The 23,652-nt window shown below is 42.2% G+C and carries 27 protein-coding genes; 16 read left to right on the forward strand and 11 right to left on the reverse strand.

Features of this window, described 5'->3' with window-relative positions; all coding sequences use genetic code 11:
- Positions 1 to 11 precede the first annotated feature (11 nt).
- Complete coding sequence (locus tag MHB83_RS10220) at positions 12 to 311, forward strand: HNH endonuclease (RefSeq protein WP_268458930.1); 300 nt, start codon at positions 12 to 14, stop codon at positions 309 to 311.
- Positions 312 to 356: 45 nt separating this feature from the next.
- On the opposite strand, the gene MHB83_RS10225 is transcribed toward MHB83_RS10220, so the two are convergent.
- The 8 genes from MHB83_RS10225 to MHB83_RS10260 all read right to left on the reverse strand — a co-directional run bounded on the left by MHB83_RS10225 (position 357) and on the right by MHB83_RS10260 (position 3,823).
- Positions 357 to 575, reverse strand: a complete 219-nt coding sequence (locus tag MHB83_RS10225) for a spore germination protein (protein ID WP_003211468.1) — start codon at positions 573 to 575, stop codon at positions 357 to 359.
- A 22-nt stretch (positions 576 to 597) separates the two neighbouring features.
- Positions 598 to 1,029 (reverse strand): spore germination protein GerPE, encoded by a 432-nt coding sequence (locus MHB83_RS10230; RefSeq protein ID WP_050945359.1) that lies wholly within the window; start codon positions 1,027 to 1,029, stop codon positions 598 to 600.
- Positions 1,029 to 1,205, reverse strand: coding sequence for a germination protein GerPD (locus MHB83_RS10235; RefSeq protein ID WP_003210893.1), 177 nt, complete (start codon positions 1,203 to 1,205; stop codon positions 1,029 to 1,031). Before MHB83_RS10235 ends, MHB83_RS10230 begins: the two co-directional genes overlap by 1 nt.
- Entirely contained in the window at positions 1,202 to 1,816 is a 615-nt protein-coding gene (locus MHB83_RS10240) for a spore germination protein GerPC (protein WP_003211179.1), read from the reverse strand. The genes MHB83_RS10235 and MHB83_RS10240 overlap by 4 nt, the downstream gene beginning before the upstream one ends.
- A gap of 31 nt (positions 1,817 to 1,847) precedes the next feature.
- The gene (locus MHB83_RS10245; protein WP_003210877.1) at positions 1,848 to 2,081 is read right to left on the reverse strand and encodes a spore germination protein GerPB; all 234 of its coding nucleotides are present in this window, start codon (positions 2,079 to 2,081) and stop codon (positions 1,848 to 1,850) included.
- A 14-nt stretch (positions 2,082 to 2,095) separates the two neighbouring features.
- Entirely contained in the window at positions 2,096 to 2,317 is a 222-nt protein-coding gene (locus MHB83_RS10250) for a spore germination protein (protein ID WP_003211745.1), read from the reverse strand.
- A 127-nt stretch (positions 2,318 to 2,444) separates the two neighbouring features.
- Positions 2,445 to 2,606 (reverse strand): aspartyl-phosphate phosphatase Spo0E family protein, encoded by a 162-nt coding sequence (locus MHB83_RS10255; protein ID WP_012009503.1) that lies wholly within the window; start codon positions 2,604 to 2,606, stop codon positions 2,445 to 2,447.
- A gap of 122 nt (positions 2,607 to 2,728) precedes the next feature.
- Positions 2,729 to 3,823, reverse strand: coding sequence for a CotH kinase family protein (locus MHB83_RS10260; protein ID WP_106029935.1), 1,095 nt, complete (start codon positions 3,821 to 3,823; stop codon positions 2,729 to 2,731).
- Between the two features lie 931 nt (positions 3,824 to 4,754).
- Here MHB83_RS10260 and MHB83_RS10265 point away from each other — a divergent pair.
- A complete protein-coding gene (locus tag MHB83_RS10265) occupies positions 4,755 to 5,660 on the forward strand; it encodes a fumarylacetoacetate hydrolase family protein (protein WP_050945352.1) in 906 nt (301 codons plus the stop codon).
- A 92-nt stretch (positions 5,661 to 5,752) separates the two neighbouring features.
- A complete protein-coding gene (locus MHB83_RS10270) occupies positions 5,753 to 6,121 on the forward strand; it encodes a YisL family protein (RefSeq protein WP_003212021.1) in 369 nt (122 codons plus the stop codon).
- A gap of 38 nt (positions 6,122 to 6,159) precedes the next feature.
- Here the strand turns inward: MHB83_RS10270 and MHB83_RS10275 are convergent, their stop codons facing one another.
- Positions 6,160 to 6,687: a DUF2777 family protein gene (locus MHB83_RS10275; protein WP_342496293.1), complete on the reverse strand. Its 528-nt coding sequence runs from the start codon at positions 6,685 to 6,687 to the stop codon at positions 6,160 to 6,162.
- A gap of 155 nt (positions 6,688 to 6,842) precedes the next feature.
- Here MHB83_RS10275 and asnB point away from each other — a divergent pair, with 155 nt between their 5' ends.
- The 4 genes from asnB to MHB83_RS10295 all read left to right on the forward strand — a co-directional run bounded on the left by asnB (position 6,843) and on the right by MHB83_RS10295 (position 12,654).
- Positions 6,843 to 8,684, forward strand: coding sequence for an asparagine synthase (glutamine-hydrolyzing) (gene asnB / locus MHB83_RS10280; protein WP_106029939.1), 1,842 nt, complete (start codon positions 6,843 to 6,845; stop codon positions 8,682 to 8,684).
- Positions 8,685 to 8,832: 148 nt separating this feature from the next.
- Positions 8,833 to 10,350, forward strand: coding sequence for a phytoene desaturase family protein (gene crtI / locus MHB83_RS10285; protein ID WP_137054812.1), 1,518 nt, complete (start codon positions 8,833 to 8,835; stop codon positions 10,348 to 10,350).
- On the forward strand, positions 10,347 to 11,822 hold the full coding sequence (gene crtI, locus MHB83_RS10290) for a phytoene desaturase family protein (protein ID WP_339161709.1): 1,476 nt from the start codon (positions 10,347 to 10,349) through the stop codon (positions 11,820 to 11,822). Before crtI (MHB83_RS10285) ends, crtI (MHB83_RS10290) begins: the two co-directional genes overlap by 4 nt.
- On the forward strand, positions 11,815 to 12,654 hold the full coding sequence (locus MHB83_RS10295; protein WP_050945342.1) for a phytoene/squalene synthase family protein: 840 nt from the start codon (positions 11,815 to 11,817) through the stop codon (positions 12,652 to 12,654). The genes crtI (MHB83_RS10290) and MHB83_RS10295 overlap by 8 nt, the downstream gene beginning before the upstream one ends.
- Positions 12,655 to 12,679: 25 nt before the next feature.
- Here the strand turns inward: MHB83_RS10295 and MHB83_RS10300 are convergent, their stop codons facing one another.
- The gene (locus MHB83_RS10300; RefSeq protein WP_342496294.1) at positions 12,680 to 14,056 is read right to left on the reverse strand and encodes an MATE family efflux transporter; all 1,377 of its coding nucleotides are present in this window, start codon (positions 14,054 to 14,056) and stop codon (positions 12,680 to 12,682) included.
- 113 nt (positions 14,057 to 14,169) lie between these two features.
- Between MHB83_RS10300 and MHB83_RS10305 the strand changes: the two genes are divergently transcribed.
- The 4 genes from MHB83_RS10305 (at position 14,170) to MHB83_RS10320 (ending at position 16,243) form a co-directional block, all read left to right on the forward strand.
- On the forward strand, positions 14,170 to 15,036 hold the full coding sequence (locus MHB83_RS10305; protein WP_342496295.1) for an AraC family transcriptional regulator: 867 nt from the start codon (positions 14,170 to 14,172) through the stop codon (positions 15,034 to 15,036).
- A gap of 14 nt (positions 15,037 to 15,050) precedes the next feature.
- Positions 15,051 to 15,611, forward strand: a complete 561-nt coding sequence (locus MHB83_RS10310) for a GNAT family protein (protein WP_342496296.1) — start codon at positions 15,051 to 15,053, stop codon at positions 15,609 to 15,611.
- Between the two features lie 68 nt (positions 15,612 to 15,679).
- Positions 15,680 to 15,946, forward strand: coding sequence for a hypothetical protein (locus tag MHB83_RS10315; protein WP_253622745.1), 267 nt, complete (start codon positions 15,680 to 15,682; stop codon positions 15,944 to 15,946).
- A 36-nt stretch (positions 15,947 to 15,982) separates the two neighbouring features.
- A complete protein-coding gene (locus MHB83_RS10320) occupies positions 15,983 to 16,243 on the forward strand; it encodes a hypothetical protein (RefSeq protein WP_080984794.1) in 261 nt (86 codons plus the stop codon).
- Here MHB83_RS10320 and MHB83_RS10325 read toward each other — a convergent pair.
- The gene (locus MHB83_RS10325) at positions 16,238 to 16,774 is read right to left on the reverse strand and encodes a serine acetyltransferase (protein WP_034620007.1); all 537 of its coding nucleotides are present in this window, start codon (positions 16,772 to 16,774) and stop codon (positions 16,238 to 16,240) included. The genes MHB83_RS10320 and MHB83_RS10325 overlap by 6 nt on opposite strands.
- 386 nt (positions 16,775 to 17,160) lie before the next feature.
- Here MHB83_RS10325 and MHB83_RS10330 point away from each other — a divergent pair, with 386 nt between their 5' ends.
- From MHB83_RS10330 to MHB83_RS10350, 5 genes are read left to right on the forward strand one after another with little or no spacing between them, the layout of a single operon-like run.
- Positions 17,161 to 18,507, forward strand: a complete 1,347-nt coding sequence (locus MHB83_RS10330; RefSeq protein ID WP_342496297.1) for an aspartate aminotransferase family protein — start codon at positions 17,161 to 17,163, stop codon at positions 18,505 to 18,507.
- Positions 18,494 to 19,990 carry an aspartate aminotransferase family protein gene (locus tag MHB83_RS10335; RefSeq protein WP_342496298.1) on the forward strand — a complete coding sequence of 499 codons (1,497 nt, stop codon included), beginning with the start codon at positions 18,494 to 18,496 and terminating at the stop codon, positions 19,988 to 19,990. The genes MHB83_RS10330 and MHB83_RS10335 overlap by 14 nt, the downstream gene beginning before the upstream one ends.
- Entirely contained in the window at positions 19,987 to 21,768 is a 1,782-nt protein-coding gene (locus MHB83_RS10340) for an IucA/IucC family protein (protein WP_212046090.1), read from the forward strand. Before MHB83_RS10335 ends, MHB83_RS10340 begins: the two co-directional genes overlap by 4 nt.
- Positions 21,765 to 22,319 carry a GNAT family N-acetyltransferase gene (locus MHB83_RS10345; protein ID WP_050945332.1) on the forward strand — a complete coding sequence of 185 codons (555 nt, stop codon included), beginning with the start codon at positions 21,765 to 21,767 and terminating at the stop codon, positions 22,317 to 22,319. The genes MHB83_RS10340 and MHB83_RS10345 overlap by 4 nt, the downstream gene beginning before the upstream one ends.
- Positions 22,294 to 23,643, forward strand: coding sequence for a lysine N(6)-hydroxylase/L-ornithine N(5)-oxygenase family protein (locus MHB83_RS10350; protein WP_342496299.1), 1,350 nt, complete (start codon positions 22,294 to 22,296; stop codon positions 23,641 to 23,643). Before MHB83_RS10345 ends, MHB83_RS10350 begins: the two co-directional genes overlap by 26 nt.
- Positions 23,644 to 23,652 lie beyond the last annotated feature (9 nt).

Genomic DNA, 23,652 nt, shown 5'->3' on the forward strand with positions numbered 1-23,652 from the left:
GTGATGACAGGGTGGCAAAGCAAACCATTGGATTATGTGAGCTGTGCGGAAGACAACATGTCCTGCTCACAGAACACCACTTAACACCAAGAGAAGAAGGTGGGGCTTTTTTACCGACTGGCTTCCTGTGTATCCCCTGCCATAAACAAGTGCATGCCCTCTTTACAAACCAGGAGCTTGCCGTGCGCTTGAACACACTTGATGCACTAAGGCAGGATGAAAAGCTTGCTTCGTACATCAAATGGATTCGAAAACAGCCGGCAAGCAAGCTGGTTAAAACAAAAAAATCGAGACAACGTAGAAAAAAATAAGCATAAAAAGCGCTCCTCTCATGAAATGACTGTAGAGGAGCTGCTTTATGCATTGCCTACCATATTCTGATCATTTAAGTCAGGATCCACATAGTTGGTGGCGCTAATGCCATTATTTAATATCAAGAAATCTCCGGTATTCCCCGCTCCAGAGCCTAAAGCAGATTTTGACGAACTTTTAGGTGAAAGGTAAAATGAGTCACCGACGTTTACGACGCCTCCAGAAATAGAGTTAATGTAAATGGGTCCGACAATTGCTGGCATAATCGACATCCTTTATTCGAAGTCATATCACCATCATATGCGCAGGTAGGTCCACTTGTGAGTTTGGCGGACTTTCGTCGTTGCTAAATAACTCTCGAATATGCTTCACTCGCGCAACGGCATTCATTCTACAAGTAGAGCCGATTTGATAGACAGAGGACGATGATACCCCTTCTACATGTATCGAAGAAACTTTAATCACAGGCTTTTCATGGTAAAATGCCGTTCTAACTGATCGTTCTGGCAGCATCAATGGAATCGGCTCAAAATATACTTCAAATTCTTTCGCATTTAAGTTTTCTGCTTCATAGCCATAAAACAAACTAAGCGTCCGTTGAACAGCTAACACCTTGACCTTCGGGCATAGCTCCTGTGTATCACCAATTTGAACGACACTCGAAATCCCGACAGAATTCACCTTCGAGAACTTCACTTGAGATGTGCGCTTAATCATTATCGAGGTGCTAGAGGAACAAACGGGCCAATGATCAAAGATTCTGGCGGTGTATCAAAAATGGAGGATAATTGTACATGATCTGTGTCCCCGATGATAAATAGGGAGGAGGACGAAACCCCAACTACTTTAATGCTTCCGGTCTCGATGTTGCGGTTGACGACTGTGAAATTCATCCGTTTTCCTCTCCTTTCGTTTCATTTGGAATATGGGCTAAGAAGTGCTCAATCGCTCGTTTAACATCATGCTTCACATATTCAGCAATTTGCTCTGAACGCTGCAGCGGAGTCATATCTTCCCGGTGCGGGAGCTGTCCTGCATAGTATTTGATTCTGCTGTCAATTTGCTTTCGGATGTCCTCAATGATGTGGTGTTTGTTGCTTTCATCCAGGGACCCTTCATATCGCTGCTCCAGCTCTTCAAGAAGTTCTGGCGCTTCTTCATTTAAGAATGCGTCGACAAGCTGGCGTGTTTGATTGAAAAATTGATCAGCCGTTTCTTGCTGCATCATTCCAATGCCCGGGGTTGTTGTTTGGCCCACTTCAAAGTTTTGAACACTGTTTGGATCAGATGGATTGAGGCCGATATTCAGCGTACCTTCCAGCCGCTCGATTTTCAGTTGATCAAATTGATAATCAATCCGTTCAATCGTCGTTGTCGGTTTATCCTTGATCATTTGCATTTCCTGCTGAAGTTCGTTAAGCCTTTTTTCAAGCATCATGATTTGTTGTGTTTGTTTTTGAATGATGCCATACACTTGTGAAGCGTTGCTTTGATAGTCATACATTGACATACACCTCCGGGGATTGCAGATGAACTTAAGTTGTTGGTGACTGAAGCGGTACAAAAGGTGCTGTGCTTGCGCCTTGGGATTCTTCAATTCCTTGTGTGCCTGCTGCGGCAGGTGCTGCTTCTACGTAGCTGCCCGTGTTATACAGATTAGAAAGAGCTTTAATTGAACCAGCGCTCCCAATTTGCAGCACAGAGGAGTTACTGACAGACTCTACACGCAAATAATTAATTTGTATCGCTTGATTAATATAGAAGTTCAACGGATTCTCACTCCTTACAAGTTACCAACAAGCGGTTGATCAATGACATCACTGTCGTACGTATTTGTCACACTTTTATAGTTGCTAATGCGCAATTGATCACCAGTGTTAAAACTGCCTGCGCCAGCAAACGTTTTAACCTGACTATTTGGAGAAATGGTGATGCAGTCTCCAACATGAACGACTCCGCTCGTTCCGACGGCATTTACTTTAAAGGCTCCAACAATAGCCGGCATAGCGGTGCACATCCTTTATAAAAATAAGGCACTTTGTTTTTGGGCGTTTCACCATAGCTTATGATGGGTCTTTTAATGTGTGATTGTCTTTTTGAAAGCTTTTGATGAGAGGAATGAGGTGTATGGTTTACCCTTTTTTAGAGCATTCATTCGAGGTGTATTTGATGCCTTTATTTAAGAGTGTGTCAAGCTCTTGACTGCACCTGATGGTTTCTTCGGCATTCATCCCGAATTTTTTTGCGGTCTCAATTAAATGTAATCTTTTTTGTTCAATTTCATAATTGATCATAACGGACGCCAACTCTCACATTTTTTATCAAATAGAAGGATATGGTTAGTATACCCTATTTTTCTATAAAAAAAGTTGTTTCGTCAATATGAGTAATAAAGTGACAAAATTCGAAAGCGTCCTTACGTGCGATCTCTCTCTTTTCTTATTTCAGCCTGTAAATAACGTCGTCTTTTGTTGATATACTGCCGGATGACCTCTCGTTCTGATTGTAGGATGTCTTTTCTATTTCTCGTATAAGGATCATCTCCGATTCGGTTTTCAATAGAAGCATGCCATTTTTCAATAATTGGACAAAGCCGGTCTTCTAAAAAATGTGTATCGAGTACGTGCTGGAAAAGCGTGTAATAGGCTCTCTTAAACGAAGGGATATCTAGTAATCTAGCAGTTAAAGTATTAAAGCCGCTTACTGGAATATAATCAAACGCCATTTCTTCTCCATGAATGTCACGGCCCCATGTCGCATCATAATCCCAAGGAAGCACTTGGAACCTGCCTTGTTCATTCACATAAAGAGCGTAGTTATGGACAAAGCCGTCAAAGTTTTGTGTGCACACAACACCAATGAGCCAGCGGAAATACTGGGTCACATCTAGGTAATGCTCAATCTTTTCTGCAAATATGTCATCTTTCGCTGTGTTGAGAAAGTAAATAAATTCACTTAGCTGCTGATCATGTTGAGAAGTCCCTGTTTTTTTCTCGTACCCGAGGAGAAGGTGTTTTTTTGGCTTTTTATCAAATGAACTCAAAAGGGAAAAGTTGGCGTCGTCATCGACTGCATAATAAATGCCGCCTCCTGAAAGCTGTCTTTTCTGAAAAAAGTGCTCATCGACGGATTCTATTTTTAAATAAATGCCTTCTTTTCTTCCGTTTATAGTGAGAAACACATGAGACGCAGCAGGGCTTAGCACGCCCATTTGCTCAAAGAAATAAAAGGACAGCCTGTTTCGGATAAACGAAGGGTCATTGTACTCCGCATTTAAATGAAAGATGGATTCGCCTTGTCTTTGCTTTGGCTTTCGATATTCAATTTGATAGGACTTTTTCTTAAGTTTCCTAATATGAGACCCTCGGTATGAAGCATAAATGTGCGATTTGATCTGGCCGGTTTTCAAAATGGCCTCAACAGGTTCGTCGTTCCATATGTCTTTTCTTAATTCAATCAGGTCCTTTGGATGAATCCAAATATCCATTTGCTTTAAAGGTTCTGTAGTCATGCGTTCATCCTCCTCATATGCTCTTCTTTACGATATGAAAATGAAGGAATGTCCTGTACCCGTTTGTTAGGTATTCATGGAGTTTTAAAAGAAAGGGGCATCCGCCAAGAACACTTGTCTACCAAGTCTCGTAACATAAAGCAGAGAAGATAAACAGTTTGATCTGTTTGTTTTGTCAAAGTATAGACTGGGAGGGGAATCGTTCGTGAGCACATTTGATCATTCACATATTGAACATGCAGTGGATTCACTTCGAAGTGAAGGACGTGATCATCACTTAGATCGTGAGCCAGAATCGAGACGATCGCATAAGTCAGCTCGTTCTCGTCATTCAAATCGCGGTCATTGGTTCTTTGGCGGTGGTGGACGCCGTAAATCATGTCGCAGTAAAAAAAGCTACAGAAGCCATCGTTCAAAGAAAAGTTATCGCTCGAAGAAAAGCATGAAGAGTAAAAAGTCATATAAAAGCAAGAAATCTTGCAGAAGCAAAAAGAGCGAACCGAAAAAGTCATGTCGCAGCAAACACAGATCCCATCATAAGAAAAGCTGCCGCAAGTCACACCGCAGCAAATGCAGATCGCATCATAAGAAGAGCTGCCGCAAGTCACATCGCAGCAAGCACAGATCGCATCATAAGAAGAGCCGCAAGTCGCGCCGCAGCCATCGATCTAAGCGATCTCATCACCATAGAAGCAGTCGCTCTTGCAAAAGATGTGGAAAGAAAAAGCATCATTCCCGCAGCAGAGGAAATGTTGATCGTAAATGGGATCAAGGGAACATGTGGGAGTATCGCCGCTACCGCTAAACATCAGATCATCTTTTTTGAAACCCTTTTTAAAAGAGAGTATGATAAAAAAGGGTTTTTTTTATTTCATAGAGAAATAAAATGAGACATCATCACTTAGTGAAATGAAGATTGTGAGGGGAAAACATGAAGTTTTTTACAGGTGAGATACATAGCAGGATGTTTATCGGGGTAGTCATTGATGATGAATGGGTCATGGACGTCAAAAAGGCAGAAGCCAAATTATTTGAGCTTGAGACACTGCCAAACTCTTTAGCTGAATGTATTCATATGGGGGACAAGTTTGTTGAGCATGTCAAACAGCTCCTTGACTGGGCTGAGAAAAAAGAAGAGGATCGCGGTTCTTATGTTTATCCGCTGTCGGACGTGAAACTCCATGCGCCGATTCCAAAGCCAGCTAAAAACATTATGTGTGTTGGAAAGAATTATCAAGATCATGTCATGGAGATGGGAAGTGTAGCGGATATTCCTAAAGATGTGATGATCTTTACAAAGGCACCTACTTCAGTCGTTGGACATGAAGCGGATATCCTCCTTCATGAAGATGTGACGAGTGAACTGGATTATGAAGGAGAGCTTGCGATCGTGATGGGCAAATCAGGGAAGAATATTGCACCTGAAGAAGTCCATGATTATCTATTTGGTTACACCATTTTAAATGACGTAACGGCAAGAGATTTACAGAAAAAACACAAACAATTTTTTATAGGGAAAAGCTTAGATACAACCTGCCCGATAGGACCTTATATTGTACATAAGTCTGTGATCGAGGATCACGGCGCGCTCCATGTGGAAACAAAGGTTAACGGAGAGGTTCGCCAGTCTGCAAGTACAGAATTAATGATTTTCTCCATCGAGAACATTGTGTCTACTCTTTCAAAAGGGATGACACTAGAAGCTGGTGACATCATTGCAACGGGAACACCTTCTGGGGTTGGCAAAGGCTTTGAACCGCCTAAATTTTTAGCTTCAGGGGATCGAATCGACATCACGATTGAACCGATTGGGACGCTATCAAATCGCGTCAAATAAAGAGTGAGATGACACAGGATTGTCGCTTTGTGTTCGACTTATTTCGTGGTACGATGAGAAGGTAATTGTTCTGATAAAGGGGGAAATAACAGATGGGAACGCATTTACATATTACAGCATGGGTGCTAGGAATTATTTTATTCTTCGTGGCCTTTGCTCTAGCAGGTAAAAACGACAAAGGTGCTAAAATTGTGCACATGATTGTCAGACTATTGTACTTGATCATTATCGCCACAGGCGTAGAGCTGTATGTTCGCACAGGAATGAAGATTCCAGGTTTCGGTGGCGAGTATATCGGTAAAATGATTTTCGGTATCCTTGTGATCGGCTTCATGGAAATGGTTCTTGTACGCAAGAAAAAAGGAAAATCGGTGACTGGTGTATTGATTGGTTTTATCGTACTCGCGATTGTGACCATTCTTCTCGGGTTACGTCTGCCAATCGGTTTCCATATCTTTTAACATAAAAAGGACATTGCTTATACGAAGCAGTGTCCTTTTTATATGCCTTCAAATTGCGAAACTGACCGGTGACCGTCAGAAGTGGTCCATTCAAAACGAATTTGACCTGCGGCGGAGTCGTGGTGACATTGAAGGGCAAGTGATTGTGTATCTGTCGAAAACTGAAAGAAAGAAACTCGTTGAAAAGAATGAAAGGAAGAGAAAACACAATCGTAGACAGAAAAGCCAAGCTGCTCTACCTGTGCAATGATTTCATAAAAGACGTTTTCAGGAACGAACATCAGGAGGTCAAGCCATCCTTTCGCAAGTGATGCCGTATATTGAATCTCTTCACCGCCTTGTACCTCTAATAGCTGTCCACTTTCATGAAGGATCATGGAGCCGAGCAGTTCCCCTTTTGTCCACCTGTCATTATCCTTCAAACAGATCATCGTGCTTTGAAGACTTTCTGGTAGCATGATTTCTCCTTCTTCATCTTCAATCAGACAATGCCCTTTTTCAATGAGTAAATACCCGCTACACCATCTTCGGCTGTAGCGTTCAAGCTGCCTCATTCGTTTTTCCATTTGCAGACGCTCCTTTCCTCTTTCTTTTCTTACCAAATCATGCTTGTCCTATACGCCCGAGAAAAAAGGACAAATCAACTATCAAGGAGACGATGCATAAACTAAGAAAGGCTGAATGAGAACACTTGAGGAAAAACGGATGGGAGCTGATGATGATGTGTGGAATAACAGGCTGGGCAGACTTTAAAAAGCAGCTCATCCAACAGGACCATGTAATCAATCAAATGACAGATACATTATCTAAAAGAGGGCCAGACGATACAAATACGTGGAAAAGTGAGCACGTTCTATTTGGGCATAAAAGATTAGCGGTTGTAGATGTAGAAGGCGGAAAACAGCCGATGACATATACACATCAAAACCATGCTTATACCGTTGTATACAATGGAGAGCTTTATAACACAGAGGATATAAGAAAAGAATTGTTAAAAAGGGGCCACCGCTTTCTTGGGCATTCTGATACAGAGGTACTTCTTCACGCCTACACAGAATGGAAGGAAGAGTGTGTGACCCATTTTAATGGTATTTTTGCATTTGCGATTTGGGATAGTGAGCGTGAATTATTATTTGCAGGGAGAGACCGGCTCGGCGTCAAGCCATTTTTCTATACAGAACGTCATCATTCCTTTTTATTTGGTTCAGAAATCAAAGCGCTTCTTGCTCACCCTGATATGAAAGCAAAAGTCGATCATGAGGGATTATCGGAGATTTTTGGTTTAGGACCGTCTAGAACACCAGGGCAAGGAGTGTTTAAAGGGGTAAAAGAGCTGAGACCTGCTCATGCCTTGACCTTTTCAAAAAACGGATTGCGTGTGTGGAGATACTGGAATGTCAAAAGCAAGGCGCATACGGACTCGCTCGATGACACAGCACAGCACGTCAAGGATCTCTTTACAGATGCCGTCACAAGGCAGCTCGTCTCTGATGTGCCTGTTTGTACATTTTTATCGGGGGGCGTTGATTCGAGTGCCATTACCGCCATTGCCGCTAAGCACTTTGAGAAAATAGGGAAAGCACCGCTTCATACGTATTCGGTTGACTACGAAGGGAATGATCAATTCTTTGAAGCAAGTCAATTCCAGCCAAATGCGGACGGTCCATGGATTGACCACATGACCAAGGCGTTTCAAACGAATCATCACAGCTGCATCATTGGACAAAAGGAGCTGGCTGCTTATTTAAAGGAAGCGGTTGAGGTCCGAGACTTACCGGGTATGGCAGATATTGATTCTTCCTTGCTTTGGTTCTGCCGAGAAATTAAAAAGGACTTTGTGGTTGGTTTGTCAGGTGAATGTGCGGATGAAATTTTTGGAGGCTATCCTTGGTTTCATTCGGCAAATGAAACGAATGGTTTTCCTTGGATGAGATCGACGGAAGCTAGAACGCAGCTCTTACAAGACTCGTGGCAAAAGAAGCTGTCACTAAAAGAATATGCACAAAGCAAATATGAAGAAACCGTGGCTGAAACGCCTCTTTTAGATGGAGAAACTGGAGTAGATAAAGCCCGGAGAGAACTTTTTTACTTAAATATGGTCTGGTTTATGACAACGCTGCTAGATCGAAAAGACCGAATGAGTATGGGGGCGAGTCTTGAGGTACGTGTACCATTTGCGGACCATCGTCTTGTCGAATATGTATGGAATATTCCTTGGGAAATGAAAATGCATGGAAATCGTGAAAAAGGGGTTTTACGGAAAGCATTAGAGGGAATTTTACCGAATGAAGTGCTTTATCGCAAGAAGAGTCCTTACCCGAAAACACATCATCCAGCCTATACCCAGGCTGTAAAAGAGATGTTAACAGACTGCCTTGCGCAAAAAGATTCTGTCCTTCACGAATTTCTAGATCCGAATCAATTAAAGCAGCTGATTGAAACGGAAGGAGCTTCCTTTCAAGTGCCTTGGTATGGCCAGCTCATGAAGGGCCCGCAATTAATCGCTCATCTGGCGCAAATTCATCATTGGTTTGAAACGTATCGAATTGATATAGAAGCGTAATAAAGGGTCGGCTTTCTTACATTTGTTGAAGGGAAGCCGGCTTTTTTTGATACATAACATGAGACGAATAGAGCACATCGAAAGTTGATCTAATCTTTCTCATTTGTATAATTAACTTAAAGTGAATTAATTTGGAGGAAAAAGGATAATGAAAATCATTGTGATCGGAGCAGGACCAGGGGGACTTGCGGCAGCTATGATGCTTCAAAGCAAAGGACATGACGTTCATGTATACGAAAAGCAGCCCTTTATCGGCGGACGAAACGCTAAGTTTCAACTGGGTGATTTCACGTTTGATACGGGTCCTACCTTTCTCAGCATGATTCATATTGCAGAGGAGCTGTTTACCTTTGCTGGTAAAAATCTTTATGACTATATTGATGTGATCGAATTAAAAGAAATGTATAGATTGATTTTTCAAGACGATCAGCTAGATATGATACGAGATCGTGATGAAATGTATAGACGGTTAGAAGCCTTTGCAACTGGAGAGGGCGAAGGGTATATTCGATTTATGAACGATACGAAGCGAAAAATGGATCGGCTTACACCTATTTTACAAAGTAAAATGGATCGTTTTCATCATTATTTGCGTCCAAAGGTGCTCAAAGCACTTCCGCAGCTTTCATTGAATAAGAGTTTATATGATGTGCTGTCAGATTATTTCTCAAATGAATCAGTGAAATATGCGTTTACATTTCAATCAAAGTATTTAGGTATGTCACCGTGGGAGTGCCCTGGTGCTTTCTCCATTCTATCATTTATGGAGCATGACACAGGTGTGTTCCATCCGAAGGGCGGGGTCAATCAGCTGTCAGAAGCGATGGCAAAAGCGGCGGTTGAAGCTGGAGCAACGATTCATCTGTCAGCCGGCGTCGAAAAACTGCTGACAGAAGGCAGGAAGGTAAAAGGCATTCGCTTAGAATCTGGGGAAGAAATACAGGCAGATGAGGTTGTCGTAAATGGAGACTTTGCACATGTGATGACAAAGCTTGTAGAGCCAGGACTTTTAAAGAAATATAGCGAGAAAAAATTAAAAAAGAAAAAATTCTCATGCTCCACCTTTATGCTTTATTTAGGATTAGATACCATATATGAGGAGCCGCATCATACCATCGTATTTTCCGATGATTATGCGCAATTCGTCAAAGGCATTACGAAAACATATGAGCTGCCAGATGATCCATCTATTTATATTCAAAATGCTAGTGTCACAGATGACTCACTTGCGCCAAAAGGAAAGTCAGCTCTTTATGTATTGGCACCTGTTGCCAACAATCAAAGCGGCATTGACTGGGAAGCGCATCAAGATGAATTCAGAGAACTTGTACTGAATACACTGGAGCGAAAAACCGGTTTTAAGAATGTAAGGCAGCATATAGAAGTCGAGCGGATGATTACACCGAAGCAATGGGAGGAAGACCTTTACGTATACGAAGGAGCCACATTTAACCTTGGCCACCAGCTGACGCAGATGATGGTCCTAAGGCCGCACAATGAATTTGATGAATTGGATCATTGCTGGCTCGTAGGAGGAGGAACGCACCCAGGAAGCGGACTGCCGACCATTTTAGAATCAGCACGCATCACGACAAATGCGATTCTTTCAAAAGAGAAACATACGCACAAAACATTGCCGCAACAAGAAAAGGGGAGCGCCTCATGACAAAACATATATTGATTGCAGGTGGCGGTATTGGCGGGATGATCTCAGCACTTTATTTAAAAAAAGCGGGACATGATGTTACGCTTATCGAAAAAAACGAGCGACTTGGCGGAAGACTTGCTTTTGTAAGTGAGAAGGGATATAAAGTAGATGAAGGTCCAACCATTGTCCTACTTCCAGATATGTTAAAAGGTATTTTACATGAGGTAGGAATTGACGAAGCATCTCTTGATCTTTTGCAGCTTGATCCGCTGTATACGATTCAATTTCAAGATGGAACCTCCTACACGAAGTACTCCGATGCATTTCGTCAGCTAGAGGAAATCAGACGTGTATTTCCAAAGGAAGATCAAGGATTCCTAAGGTTTATGGAAGAAATGACAGACCGGTTTCAAGAAGGACAACAAGCTTTTCTAGAGAAATCATTTCATGAAAAGCGTACATTTTTTACAAAAGCAAACATGAAAATTTTAATGAAATTAAAGGCGTATCGCACGGTTCAAAGTGCCCTGAAAAAGTATTTCTCAGACGAACGCCTGCGAGATGCATATGCACTTCAAACCCTCTATGTCGGAGGAAATCCATATGAAGCATCTGCTATATATTCGCTTGTTTCATATAGTGAGCACGCACATGGAATCTACTATTTAAAAGGCGGCTATGCGAGTTTAGTAGATATATTGGAAGGGCAACTCATGAAAATGGGTGTGCATGTGAGAAAAAATGTCGAAGTCACGGAGCTAGAGTTTGATGGGAAGCGCGTGGTTAAAGCAAAAGTCAGTGACGCCCATATAGCAGCTGATGCCTTTGTCATCAACGGAGATTATCCAGCTGCGTTAAAACAGCTTGGTTTAGACGAACAAGATCGGCGAAAATACGTGCCGTCCTCTGGCTGTGTAATGGTGTATCTCGGGTTAAACAAAATGTACCATGATGCGCCTGTGCATCAATTCTTTATGGGCGAACACTTTGATCAGCATATGAAAGAGGTTTTTCAAACGAAGACGATCCCTCAAGATCCGTCGTTTTATACATTTAATCCATCGATCATTGATCCATCTCTTGCCCCGGAAGGTTGTAGTGTTTTATATATGCTGATTCCCGTTCCCTCAGGAGATCATATCAACTGGGAAGAGGAGACAGATTTTGTAGAGAAAATGGTCGATCGTCTTGAGAAAAGAGGCTTTCCAAGATTGCGAGAGTCGATTGTCTGGAAAAAAATCAGAACACCAAATGATTCCTTGCGAGAAGGATTGTTTGAAGGTGGCAGCTTTGGACTTGCGCCTAACTTATTTCAATCAGGTGTGTTCCGCCCGCAAGTGAAGGCAGCTGAGACCGATAATCTTTATGCGGTAGGTGCTTCCATCCATCCTGGTGGCGGAGTGCCGATCGTGATGCAAAGTGCGAAGCTGATGGCGTCTGTGCTGTTAAAAGATTTGAATGACAGAAAGGAAGTGAAGCTAAGTGGTTGATGTACAAACAGCATTGAAATTGTGTGAGGAGACGATTCAAACCCATTCTAAAACGTTTTACCGTGCCTTTTCCATGCTGCCTAAAAAGAAAAGACAGGCCGTCTGGGCCGTGTATTCCTTTTGCCGGAGAGCAGATGATATTGTAGATGAGTCCCCCTCGCCAAAAGAGGAGCTTGCCTCCTTTCGAGAGACGTTTGATCGATTTTTACAAGGTGAGGTAGATCGGAATGATCCGATGTGGGTGGCGCTAGCACATACATTTCAAGAGTTTCGTATGGATGAAGCCCCGTTCCGTGACTTGCTCCAAGGTCAGGAGATGGATTTAGAGCAGCACCGATATGAAACGTTAGATGAACTGCTCATTTATTCCTACCATGTTGCTAGTACCGTTGGACTTATGCTGCTTCCTATTATTGCACCGCGTAAAAAAGAACAGCTAAAAGAAGCAGCGATTTCATTAGGGATTGCCATGCAGCTGACCAATATTCTTCGTGACATTGGCGAGGATAAGGCTGAAAGAGACCGCATTTATTTGCCAAAGCAAGTCATGGATCAATTCGGATATACAGAGCAAGAATTGCAAGAAGGCATTATCAATCAAGCATTTCAGCACGTATGGGAGTACATTGCCTTTGAGGCAGAGGCATACTACGAGGAGTTTTTTGACCATCTTCATGAATTCCCGCTCTATTCACGTATACCAGTGAAAGCAGCTGCTCACTTTTATAAAGCCATTTTAGATAAAACAAGAGAAAATGAATACCGCGTGTTTACACAGCGATCATTTATTTCGAACCAAGAAAAAGAACTTATTTTAGAAGATATTACGTAAAAAAGGACTGCACCCGCAGTCCTTTTTATGTGGAAGAAAAGCGATGCTCTGTCCAAACCCTTGAACGCCACCGCCTATACATAAAGATGCCTCTTACCCATTCATCCACGATAAAAGAAATCCAAATCCCAATGAGGCCCATTTCAAGCTGAATGCCTAACAAGTAAGCGATCGGAAGCCCGATGCCCCACATTGAAATCATCGCCATATACACTGGAAACTTCGCGTCGCCAGCAGCCCGCAAGGAATTAATAATGACCATATTAAAAGAACGGCCCGGTTCTAAAATAATGGTCAAAAGGAGGAGGGTGGCGGCGGTTTGAATGATCTCGCTGTTGCTAGTAAAGAAAGCAAGCAAATGCGTCGATGATAAAGATAAAGCAGTGGAAGAAAGAAGGGAGATGCCAATGGCCCAGTATAAGCTTTTCATGCATCTGTGATAGGCAGCATCGAATTCCTTCGCCCCAATATGGCGCCCAATTAAAATTTGTGTTCCTTGGCTAATGGCTGCACCAAATAGCATAATGAACATCATGACATTTTGAGTATAAACCTTTGCAGCTAATGCCTGCGTCCCCATAAATGTAATAAACAGTGTAATGATCATTTGAGAGCCGTTATAAGAAAGCTGCTCTCCAGCAGAAGGAATGCCGATCTTTAGCAGCTTTTTTAAATATGTCCGCTGGATGTGAAACATCTTCTTCAGTGAAAAGCGTAATCCAATTCGGCGACGTACAATGAGGATCATGGCCATTAATCCGATCAATCGAGCGAGTGAGGTCGAAAAAGCGACCCCCATGACACCTAATACAGGGAAACCAAACGGACCAAAAATCACCAAATAGTTACCAGCAACGTTTAACAAGTTCATTCCGATAGTGACATACATCGTATCTCTTGTATATCCGTAGCTTTTTAAAATAGCACTATACGTCATAATGAGCGCTTGAATAAAAGAAAGCAGCCCGACAATTTGTAAAAATATAGTCGCATCCGGCATGAGCTCACTTGATAGGCCCATCAGGTGTAAGATGGGAACAGCTAATCCAAACATGAGAAGGCTAATGACAAAGCTAATCAAGAAATTGGTTCCTAGTGAGACATAGGCGACTTGAGTCGCTTCCTGCTTGCGGCTCGCTCCTAAAAGCTGCGCAATCACAATCGTCGTTCCAGTTGTAATGAAGCTGAACATGACAATCAATAAATTCAGGAGCTGATTGCTTACACCAACTGCTGCAACACTATTATCGGAATATTGGCTGAGCATGAGGGTATCCGCGCTTCCCATGAGCATATATAAAGAGATTTCAATAAAAATAGGCCAAGTTAATGCAAATAATGAAGGGTGGTTTTTCTTCCCTCTAGTTTGAACTTTTTGAATTGGCAGTGATTGAGGTTTCATCAATCAACCTCCTTTCGTATAAATCCGATTTATAGTGTACCTTGCATCGACTATAATAAGAAGAGATGAAACCGAAACTTATTGGAGAAATCCGACTTCATAAGGGGATGAATATGAATCGATTTATTACATTTACTGTACCGCCGTTTCCGGTTTATATCGCTTCTGGCAAAGGCGTATTTTATGAAGGAGAAAGACATATCTCTAGAACCTTTACCGTGTTTGATCTTCTTTATGTCACAAGAGGGCAGCTATGGATCACAGAAGACAGGGAGGCTCATCACGTAAAAGAAGGAGAATATATCATTCTCTCACCAGGCTTGTCACATAGCGGACACCTGCCATGCGAAGAAGAAACGCACTATGAGTGGCTTCATTTTTCGATTGATCCTTTTGATTTGACGAATCGGCCGAGAGAACACTGGTTTGATATGAAACAAAATCAAGCCACCTTTGAAAAGCCGGCAACATATGAATTTAGCCTGCCCCGTATAGGAAAAGTGAAGGGGAGAAATGTATTTGAAAAGCACCTTGCACAGATGCGGGCACTAAATGATGACGCGTCTGAACTGCCGCTGAAAAAACAGCTTCTGTTTGAAGAACTGCTCATTCATTTACAAAAAGAAGCATTTCATATTCCAAGTGCAAAGGAGAATGTCGCCTCAGAAGTGGTTCATTATCTTGAGCGTCACTTTATGAAGAAACTGCAAATGGAGGAGCTTGCAGAGAAGCTGCACTATCACCCTGATTACATGACAAGGTGTATGCAGACGGTGTATGGACTCACGCCAAACCAATATATCAATCGTCTCAAGGTCGAAAAAGCCAAAAGCATGCTTGCCTCAACGAATGATAAAATCGCAGCGATTGCTGATCACGTAGGCATTGATGATCCTACTTATTTTTCTAAGCTGTTTCGGCAAAACGAAGGCATGACGCCTATCGAGTACCGTCATCTTGCAAAAAGAACGACAAAGTAAAGGAACGTGAACAGATGAAAAGGGAAAAACAAAAGCTTGTGAACATACGACCATTAAACGAAGCTGATTTAGAGTTGGTATGGCATTTAAGATTCAAAGCACCAGACCAGTCCTATCGAGAGTGGAACGCCCCATATTTTCATGAACACGAAATCCCGCTTGCTGCTTTTAAAAAACGATACTTACAGGATACATCCATTCCGCCAAAGCTATATGGTATTGAAATAGACGGCGAAATCAAAGGCACCGTGTCATATTATTGGGAGAATGAACGTACACGGTGGCTTGAATGCGGCATTCTCATTTATGATTCGCACTTTTGGAGCGGTGGCGTTGGGACAAAGGCATTAAGTCTATGGACTGATAAGTTATTTACACACATTGATATTCCTCGAATTGGTCTTACTACATGGTCGGGAAATGAACGGATGATGCGGTGCGCAGAGAAATGCGGGTTTATCCTTGAGGGAAGACTGCGAAAGGTCCGTTACTACCAAGGAGAGTATTATGATTCGATGCGTTACGGGATGCTGAGAGAGGAATGGCAAAGCCTTCTGCAACATTCAACTGAATAATTCCTTTTCTTTTTAGTACAAAAGTAGCGTATGATTGAATAAACTAAAAAAGAAGGGTGACGAATGAGTTGCGCTGGATTACCGGATGGTTTGTGTCGATTATAGTGGCCGTTTACCTATTTGTAGATGCGCCTAAACATGGGAAGAATAAATGGCTGTGGGCGATTTTAGGCCTTTTATTCGGGCTCTTTACATTTGGAATATACCTGATCAAAACAGGAAGAAAAGGATTGGGCTGGACGATTCTGATCGTGTCCATTATCATCTATTCTATTTTCATTCTAGTCTATGTCTTTTACTTCTTATTGCTGATGATCGGATACTCAAACGCATAATAGAAAGCACGCGTGTACATAAGGAGGAGTTTGAACGTGAGACTTACAGGGTTATTCGTTTCACTTGCTGTTGCCATTTATTTATGGTTTGATGCGCCAAAGCATGATAAAGACAAATGGCTGTGGGCCATTTTAGGTGTCTTATTTAGTACGATCGTTCTTGGTATTTATTTGATCAAGACAGAGAGGAAGGGACTTGGCTGGACCATTCTTATTTTAACGATTTTGTTTTACCTCATGTTGCTCATCTCTGTTTTGATCGGTATCATTCTTTTTTATCAGGTGGGTCCTTCATGATGAAGGGCTTTTTTCTTTTACCTTTTGCGCTGGCACACCTGCAATAACAATTTTCTCCTCGTGAAAGGAACGGTTTACCACAGCATTTGCTCCGATGGAAATATGATCTGCAATATAGATATCCCCAAACAGCTTAGCACCTGGGCCAATCCATACATGATCCCCAATGGTTGGTACATCTTTTTCATGATGATTCTGACCAATATTCACCCCTTGATGAATATCACAAAATGCCCCGATTTTTGCATGTTTGTTCACAATTAAGAGACCCGTATGATTGATTCTAAGACCGGGACCGAAGACACCAATCGGAATATCAAAGCCAAGCTGCATGCCTTTCTTTTTATGTAAATAGCGATAGAACCATTTGCGAAGTTCAGCACCGCTATTAGAATAGTATTCATATTTTCGTAAAATCCTTTGATATTTCCATATATCATCCCCAAACCACTTAGGTCGTTTGCGCTTAATGGCTAATGCTTTCTTGTCCTGAGCTAAGTAGTGGTGGAGATCATGCTTTGTTAAAATCATCAGATCCCTCTCCATTCCCTTTTGTTTCAGAGAAATTATACCATTATAACCATTTATATCAATATAGAATGACGTTTCTTTTTTTCCTTTTCTACATCACTTTCATCCACTTTCCCATATAAAATAAGTGCTTTGTCATGAATAGAACAAAAGAACCAGGAAGAATGATTTGTAATTTTTTTCTACATTATTTCGTCTCACGCGTTTATTCTCCCTATAGCAGTAGAGGTTTGTCAAAATGACACGAAATTACTCGTTAAATAGAGAATATAGCATTCATATGCTTTTAGAATCATCTTTTTGAATACAATTGACTTTCATATCTCACATCCTCTAGGCTAGTAAATGAAAATGATAATCTTTATCAATTGGAGGAGTGTTTTATTATGTCCATCAAAACCGTTTCTAAAAATCAGCAATTTTTAGAGCAGCAAAGTCAAAGAGAATCGAATGCAAGGTCTTATCCGAGACGGTTCCCATTAGCCATGCAAAAAGCCGAGGGTATGATCGTGACAGATGCGGATGGCAGAGAGTTTTATGACTGCCTGGCAGGCGCAGGAACACTTGCACTTGGTCACAATCATCCAGTTGTTATAGATGCAATTGAACGTATGCTTCATGAAAAAAGACCGTTGCATACGCTGGACATAACCTCAGAAATTAAAGAAGAATTTGTGAATGAAATTTTTTCTCACTTGCCAGAAGAGTTTGCAAAAAGAGCCAAAATTCAATTTTGTGGACCAACTGGTGGTGACGCCATAGAAGCAGCAATTAAATTAGTCAAAACAGCGACAGGGAATCGAAGCATTCTATCTTTCCATGGTGCGTATCACGGTGCGACACATGCCACGATGTCATTAAGCGGGAATTTATCTCCAAAGGAAAGAGTGCAAGGGTTAATACCTGATGTTCATTTTATGCCTTACCCATATGAATATCGCTGCCCATTTGGAATTGGTGGGAAGAATTCGCACCGCATTTCAAGTTCGTATATTGAGCGCGTATTAAATGATCCTGAAAGTGGTATTCTTCCGCCAGCAGGTATGATCTTTGAAGCAGTGCAGGGCGAGGGGGGCTCCATTCCAGCATCGATTGAATGGATGAAAGAAATGAGAAGAATCACAAAAGAAAAAGGGATTCCGCTCATTATTGATGAGGTTCAATCAGGCATCGGCCGAACAGGGAAGATGTTTGCCTTTGAACATGCAGGAATTGTACCTGACGTTATTGTGCTGTCAAAAGCCATCGGTGGAAGCCTGCCGCTTTCAGTTGTGATTTATGATCAAGATTTAGATCAATGGAATCCAGGTGCACACATCGGGACATTTAGAGGGAATCAAATGGCGATGGCTGCTGGAACTGCTACGCTTAAATTTATCAAAGAAACCAACCTGCTTGATCATGTAGAACGGTTAGGAGATCGTATGCAGGCGCATCTAAAAGACATCCAAAAACAAGTCCCTGCTCTCGGTGATGTTCGAGGGAGAGGCTTAATGATTGGCGTTGAAGTAGTAGGTCCAAATGAGAAACAGGATGTGGACGGAAGCTATCCAGCGAATCCAGAGCTGGCCGGTCTTATTCAAAAGAATTGCTTCGGCAAAGGCTTAATTGTGGAGACAGGAGGCCGTTTCGGAAGTGTTATTCGATTCTTGCCACCACTCATTATGACAGAAGAACAGCTTGAAAAAGTCATCGCTATTTTTAAAGAGGCCGTGTACGATGCAATCAACTAAGGCTTCAGTGGATTCATTATTTATCAATCAAAGCCAGCTTGGAAGAGAGTCCTTCCAAGCGGCTCTTCATACATCTATCGACAGCTTACTGGATCAATGGCAAAAAGACACAGGACCATACAGTGGAATATTGCCTGGGAAATTAGCGGATAGTGTCGAATCGCTATTCCGATTTCAACCGTCTGGTGAATCCATTGAATCCGTCTTTCAAGATATAAAAGAACATCTTTTGCCGCATTTGATTGATGTATCGCATCCTAAATGCTTGGCACATCTGCATTGTCCACCGCTTATTCCTGCACTTGCCGCAGAGGTGATGGTAAGTTCCTTTAACCAATCAATGGATTCCTTTGATCAAAGCGGTATTGCTTCTTTGGTTGAGGAAGAAATTCTCAAGTGGCTATGTGCGAAGTTTTCTTATGGCGGCCTAGCAGATGGGACATTTACAAGCGGTGGAACCCAATCTAACTACATGGGGCTGCTTCTAGCGAGAGATGCCTTTTGTGAAAACACATGGCAGTGGAATCTTCAGCAGAAAGGCTTACCAAGTGAATCTCACCGCATGAGAATCCTTTGCTCGAAGAATGCTCACTTCACTGTGAAAAAATCTGCATCCCAGTTAGGTTTAGGAGAGGAGGCAGTCGTACTAGTCGAGACAGATGAGCATCATCGAATGGACCTCAATGATTTAAAAAAGAAGCTGGCTGAGTTGAAGGAGCAGAACTTGCTGCCTTTTGCGGTAGTAGCCACTTGCGGGACAACGGATTTTGGCAGTATTGACCCAGTTCGAGAGGTATATGACCTCGTCAAGCCATACGGTCTTTGGATTCACGCAGATGCTGCCTACGGCGGAGCACTTGTATTAAGCGAAACCTACCGTAAGAAGTTAGACGGTATTGAGCTTGCTGATTCAATCACGATTGACTTTCACAAACAATTTTATCAGCCGATATCCTGCGGGGCATTTTTGCTAAAGGATAAAAGACATTTTGGTTTGATCAATTATCATGCCGATTATCTTAATCCAAAGGAAGACGAGCTCGATGGTATTCTACATCTCGTCAATAAATCTGTCCAAACGACGCGCCGGTTTGATGCTCTGAAATTACTTCTTTCTCTTCGTTTAATTGGAGAAGAAGGCTTTGGAGAAATCATTGACCATACCATTCATTTTGCAAAGGATGTGGTCGCGCTTATTGAGAGAAATGATGACCTTGAAGTGATCAATCCTGAGCCAGAAATCAATGCAGTTGTGTTCCGATTTAAGGATGACGATCAAACAGATGACATCAATAAAATCATTCATCGGACATTATTCAAAACAGGAACTGCTGTCATTGCGAAAACAGTGGTGAATGACCGAACATGCTTAAAATTCACTTTGTTAAATCCGAGAACGACAATCACACATATTGAGGAAATCCTTTCTGACATCGTTGATATCGGGATCGCTCATATTCAATCCGGGAGGGTACTACGTTGAGTCAATATAAACAAATGGCTGAAAATGCAACCATGCAAAGCTTTTTAAACTGTTTTTTACGCGAAACAGGAATCGATCGATCTGCAAAAAAAGAGGTGAGAGCAGATGGCTCGCTTGTCTTCATCGCAAAACTAGCAAAACAAGATCTAGAGCTTGTGATTCCGATCCGATATGTTTCATCTGTTGGCCGCCATCTCTTTGATTTTCCGATTCGCTTTCGCCCGCAAGGCAGTGAACAAGAGGGCGCAATCGTCGATTACACGACACTTGTTGCTTTATGTTCAAAGGAGCTTCTCATTGAATATGGCCGTACAGATGCAGAGGATGAATTCATGCTTCGCATCATTTTAAGCTGCCGAAATATTGAACGGTTCTTAAAGGAGCGAGAAAGTGATCGAGCCGCTCTTTCTGAAGCCGATTTTGAGTATATCGAGGCTGAGCAGTCACTTCTCCTTGGTCATTTAACGCATCCTACCCCAAAAAGCAGACAAGGAATGACAGAGGAGGAGGAAGCGATCTATTCTCCTGAGCTGAAAGGGGCTTTCCAGCTTCATTACTTTAAAGCGCATCATTCGATTGTGCTTCAGGATTCGTCAATTACACAGTCTGCGGCAAGCCTCATGCTAGAGGAGCTCTTGCGCCAGGTACCAGCAGAAAAAGAGAGACTGAATACGTTAGTAGAAAACGGAGAATATGTGCTCATTCCGATTCACCCGCTTCAAGTGAAGGTGGTTATGGAGAAAGCGTTCGTGAACCGTTATATAGAGGAAGGGAAACTCACTTATTTAGGACCGATCGGTTCTGAATACACAGCGACCTCATCCTTCAGAACCGTCTATCAAAAGGATTCTGCTTACATGCTCAAATTCTCTGTTCCTGTGAAAATTACAAACTCCTTACGTGTTAATAAACAAAAGGAACTGGATCGCGGAGTAGAGATGTCGCGCATTTTAAAAACAGAATTAGGCGTTTCTCTATACGACAAATTCTCTGGATTCCGGGTCATTGAAGATCCTGCCTATTTATCTATTCAAGGAGAAGAGGCGGAATCTGGCTTTGAAGTAGTCATTCGCCAAAATCCATTTTTACATCGTGAAAAAGGGGCAAGCTTAATTGCTGGATTATGTCAGGATCATGCGTATGGTGGAAAATCGCGATTAGCAGGGATCATTCATGACCTTGCAGACGCAGAAGGCCGATCACTGGAGGCTGTGAGCCAAGATTGGTTTAAGCAATATTTAACCATTTCGTTAGAACCGATGCTCTGGCTGTTTGAAACGTATGGTCTTGCACTGGAAGCCCATCAGCAAAACGCTGTTGTGCAAATGAAGGGTGGTTACCCGCACACCTTCTATTATCGTGACAACCAAGGCTACTACTATAGTGAATCGAAAAAGGATAAACTCGCAAATCTTGTCCAAAACCTGAGCGTGAGAAGTGAAACGATTTGTGCAGATGAGGTAGCTGTTGAGAGACTGCGTTATTATTTCTTCTTTAATCATTTATTTGGTCTCATTAACGGTTTTGGTACAGAAGGTCTGGCGAAAGAAGAAGACTTGCTCGCCCTTGTGAGAGACACATTGCTCGCTCATGAGGAAACATACGGTGCATCTGAGCTGACAAACAGCCTTCTGCGCTCAAAAGAACTGCCTTCAAAAGCGAATTTGCTGACACGGTTTGAAGATATGGATGAACTGACAGGATCTCTGGAAACACAGTCTCGTTACACAGCTGTCTTGAATCCGCTCTTTTTACATAAGGAGGCGCTGATTGGATGAGGGATCGTATTAAGTTTATTCGCGCTGAATATGAAAGAGATGTCCGGCTTGTCCACAAGTGGATGCAAGAGGAGTATGTTCACCCATTTTGGCATTTGAATATTCCGTTTCCTGCTTTTGAAAAGCATTTTTATCAGGCGATTCATGATCCGCATCAAACCCTTTATTTAGGTACAATTGATGGGACACCCATGAGTTATTTTGAGGCGTACAACGTCAAAGGTGATGTCATTGAATCTTACTATCAGCCTTCTCCGCATGACCAAGGAATCCATCTATTAATAGGGGAACCGGATTATGTGGGAAAAGGTTTTGCAGCCCCTCTGCTTCAGGCCATGACAGCATTTCAATTTGAGCAGAATAAACGAACAGAAAAAGTCGTCGCTGAGCCGGATATTCGCAATGAAAAAATGATCCATGTATTTGAAAAATGCGGATTTGAACGTGTAAAACCAGTCAATTTACCCGATAAAACAGGTCTTTTAATGTTTTGTGATCGAGAAAGATTCGAAAGGAAGTATAACCATGACGCGGTTCAACAAGCAAAATAATGTAGTGGATGTAATAGGGATCGGCATTGGTCCGTTTAACTTAGGACTTGCCGCATTATCTGAAGAGGTAAATGAAATTGACGCTTTGTTTTTTGAAAGAAGTGAAGCCTTTCATTGGCACCCAGGGATGCTCATTGAGGGGACGACACTGCAAGTTCCCTTTTTAGCGGACCTTGTCAGTATGGCAGATGTGAAAAGTAAATATAGCTTTCTCAACCATTTACAGGAACAAAACCGTTTGTATTCATTTTACTTTCTAGAGGATTTTCATATTCCGCGCAAGGAATATAGTCATTATTGCCGCTGGGTCGCAGACCAGTTAGACTCTTGCCGATTTGGCATGAACGTCGAATCTGTCTCATTGATCGAGAAAGCAGGAGAAAAGCGATATGAAGTGCATGTGCGTCATGTGAAAGACCAAACGGTAGAGGTGTTTGAAAGTAAGCATCTCGTCTTAGGAATTGGTACACAGCCGGCGATACCAGCATCGCTCCAGCCAGCTTTAGGAGAGAAAGTTTTTCATTCTGCTGACTATTTAAAACGAAAGAAAGAAGGCTGTTTCAAAGGGAAATCTGTGACAGTGATCGGCTCTGGTCAAAGTGCGGCAGAAGTGTTCTATGATATTTTATCAGATGATGAGGCGAAGGATATTCACTGGTTCACACGCTCTAAAGGATTTTTCCCAATGGAATATTCAAACCTTGGTCTTGAATATTTCTCTCCAGATTATATTGATTTCTTTTATGAGCTTCCGCAAACAAAAAAGGATGCGTTGTTAAAGCAGCAAGATTTGCTGTATAAGGGCATCAGCTCTGCAATGATCCGTGATATTTATCATTTGCTTTATGAACGTTCTGCCTGCGGAGAGCAGTTGAACACAGTGCTTCAAGCAATGACGGAGGTCAACTTGATTGAGGAAACAGCTCGCGGCTTGTCCCTTTCATGCACGCAATGGGTCAAAGAGGACACCTTTACCCACGAGACAGATATTGTCGTACTGGCGACGGGCTATCAATCGGTACTGCCCCCGTTTATCAATCCAATTTCTCATCACATTCAATGGGACGATCAAGGACGGTTCCAAGTCGAACGTGAATATCGCTTAAAAACGAATACAATGGGTGAAAATGATATTTTTGTCCAAAATGCAGAGCTTCATACACATGGCGTTGGCGCTCCAGATTTAGGACTTGGCGCTTACCGAAACAGTGTGATTATCAATGAACTTGCTCGTCAAACCGTGTATCCACTTTATCAAAAACACGTCTTCCAGACATTTGGTACACATAAGAACGTCAACACATTTGAAGAAATCAAAGGTTAAGGAGGATGA

The organism is Bacillus sp. FSL K6-3149, assembly GCF_038630515.1.
Taxonomy (GTDB): Bacteria; Bacillota; Bacilli; order Bacillales; family Bacillaceae; genus Bacillus; species Bacillus pumilus.

What these genes read in the sequence shown, in the direction of transcription:
- MHB83_RS10225 (WP_003211468.1), bottom strand. Translation starts at nt 575, where the DNA reads ATGCCAGCAATTGTCGGACCCATTTACATTAACTCTATTTCTGGAGGC.
- MHB83_RS10230 (WP_050945359.1), bottom strand. Translation starts at nt 1,029, where the DNA reads ATGATTAAGCGCACATCTCAAGTGAAGTTCTCGAAGGTGAATTCTGTC.
- MHB83_RS10235 (WP_003210893.1), bottom strand. Translation starts at nt 1,205, where the DNA reads ATGAATTTCACAGTCGTCAACCGCAACATCGAGACCGGAAGCATTAAA.
- MHB83_RS10240 (WP_003211179.1), bottom strand. Translation starts at nt 1,816, where the DNA reads ATGTATGACTATCAAAGCAACGCTTCACAAGTGTATGGCATCATTCAA.
- MHB83_RS10250 (WP_003211745.1), bottom strand. Translation starts at nt 2,317, where the DNA reads ATGCCGGCTATTGTTGGAGCCTTTAAAGTAAATGCCGTCGGAACGAGC.
- MHB83_RS10255 (WP_012009503.1), bottom strand. Translation starts at nt 2,606, where the DNA reads ATGATCAATTATGAAATTGAACAAAAAAGATTACATTTAATTGAGACC.
- MHB83_RS10260 (WP_106029935.1), bottom strand. Translation starts at nt 3,823, where the DNA reads ATGACTACAGAACCTTTAAAGCAAATGGATATTTGGATTCATCCAAAG.
- MHB83_RS10265 (WP_050945352.1), top strand. Translation starts at nt 4,755, where the DNA reads ATGAAGTTTTTTACAGGTGAGATACATAGCAGGATGTTTATCGGGGTA.
- MHB83_RS10270 (WP_003212021.1), top strand. Translation starts at nt 5,753, where the DNA reads ATGGGAACGCATTTACATATTACAGCATGGGTGCTAGGAATTATTTTA.
- MHB83_RS10275 (WP_342496293.1), bottom strand. Translation starts at nt 6,687, where the DNA reads ATGGAAAAACGAATGAGGCAGCTTGAACGCTACAGCCGAAGATGGTGT.
- asnB (WP_106029939.1), top strand. Translation starts at nt 6,843, where the DNA reads ATGTGTGGAATAACAGGCTGGGCAGACTTTAAAAAGCAGCTCATCCAA.
- crtI (WP_137054812.1), top strand. Translation starts at nt 8,833, where the DNA reads ATGAAAATCATTGTGATCGGAGCAGGACCAGGGGGACTTGCGGCAGCT.
- crtI (WP_339161709.1), top strand. Translation starts at nt 10,347, where the DNA reads ATGACAAAACATATATTGATTGCAGGTGGCGGTATTGGCGGGATGATC.
- MHB83_RS10300 (WP_342496294.1), bottom strand. Translation starts at nt 14,056, where the DNA reads ATGAAACCTCAATCACTGCCAATTCAAAAAGTTCAAACTAGAGGGAAG.
- MHB83_RS10305 (WP_342496295.1), top strand. Translation starts at nt 14,170, where the DNA reads ATGAATCGATTTATTACATTTACTGTACCGCCGTTTCCGGTTTATATC.
- MHB83_RS10310 (WP_342496296.1), top strand. Translation starts at nt 15,051, where the DNA reads ATGAAAAGGGAAAAACAAAAGCTTGTGAACATACGACCATTAAACGAA.
- MHB83_RS10325 (WP_034620007.1), bottom strand. Translation starts at nt 16,774, where the DNA reads ATGATTTTAACAAAGCATGATCTCCACCACTACTTAGCTCAGGACAAG.
- MHB83_RS10330 (WP_342496297.1), top strand. Translation starts at nt 17,161, where the DNA reads ATGTCCATCAAAACCGTTTCTAAAAATCAGCAATTTTTAGAGCAGCAA.
- MHB83_RS10335 (WP_342496298.1), top strand. Translation starts at nt 18,494, where the DNA reads ATGCAATCAACTAAGGCTTCAGTGGATTCATTATTTATCAATCAAAGC.
- MHB83_RS10345 (WP_050945332.1), top strand. Translation starts at nt 21,765, where the DNA reads ATGAGGGATCGTATTAAGTTTATTCGCGCTGAATATGAAAGAGATGTC.
- MHB83_RS10350 (WP_342496299.1), top strand. Translation starts at nt 22,294, where the DNA reads ATGACGCGGTTCAACAAGCAAAATAATGTAGTGGATGTAATAGGGATC.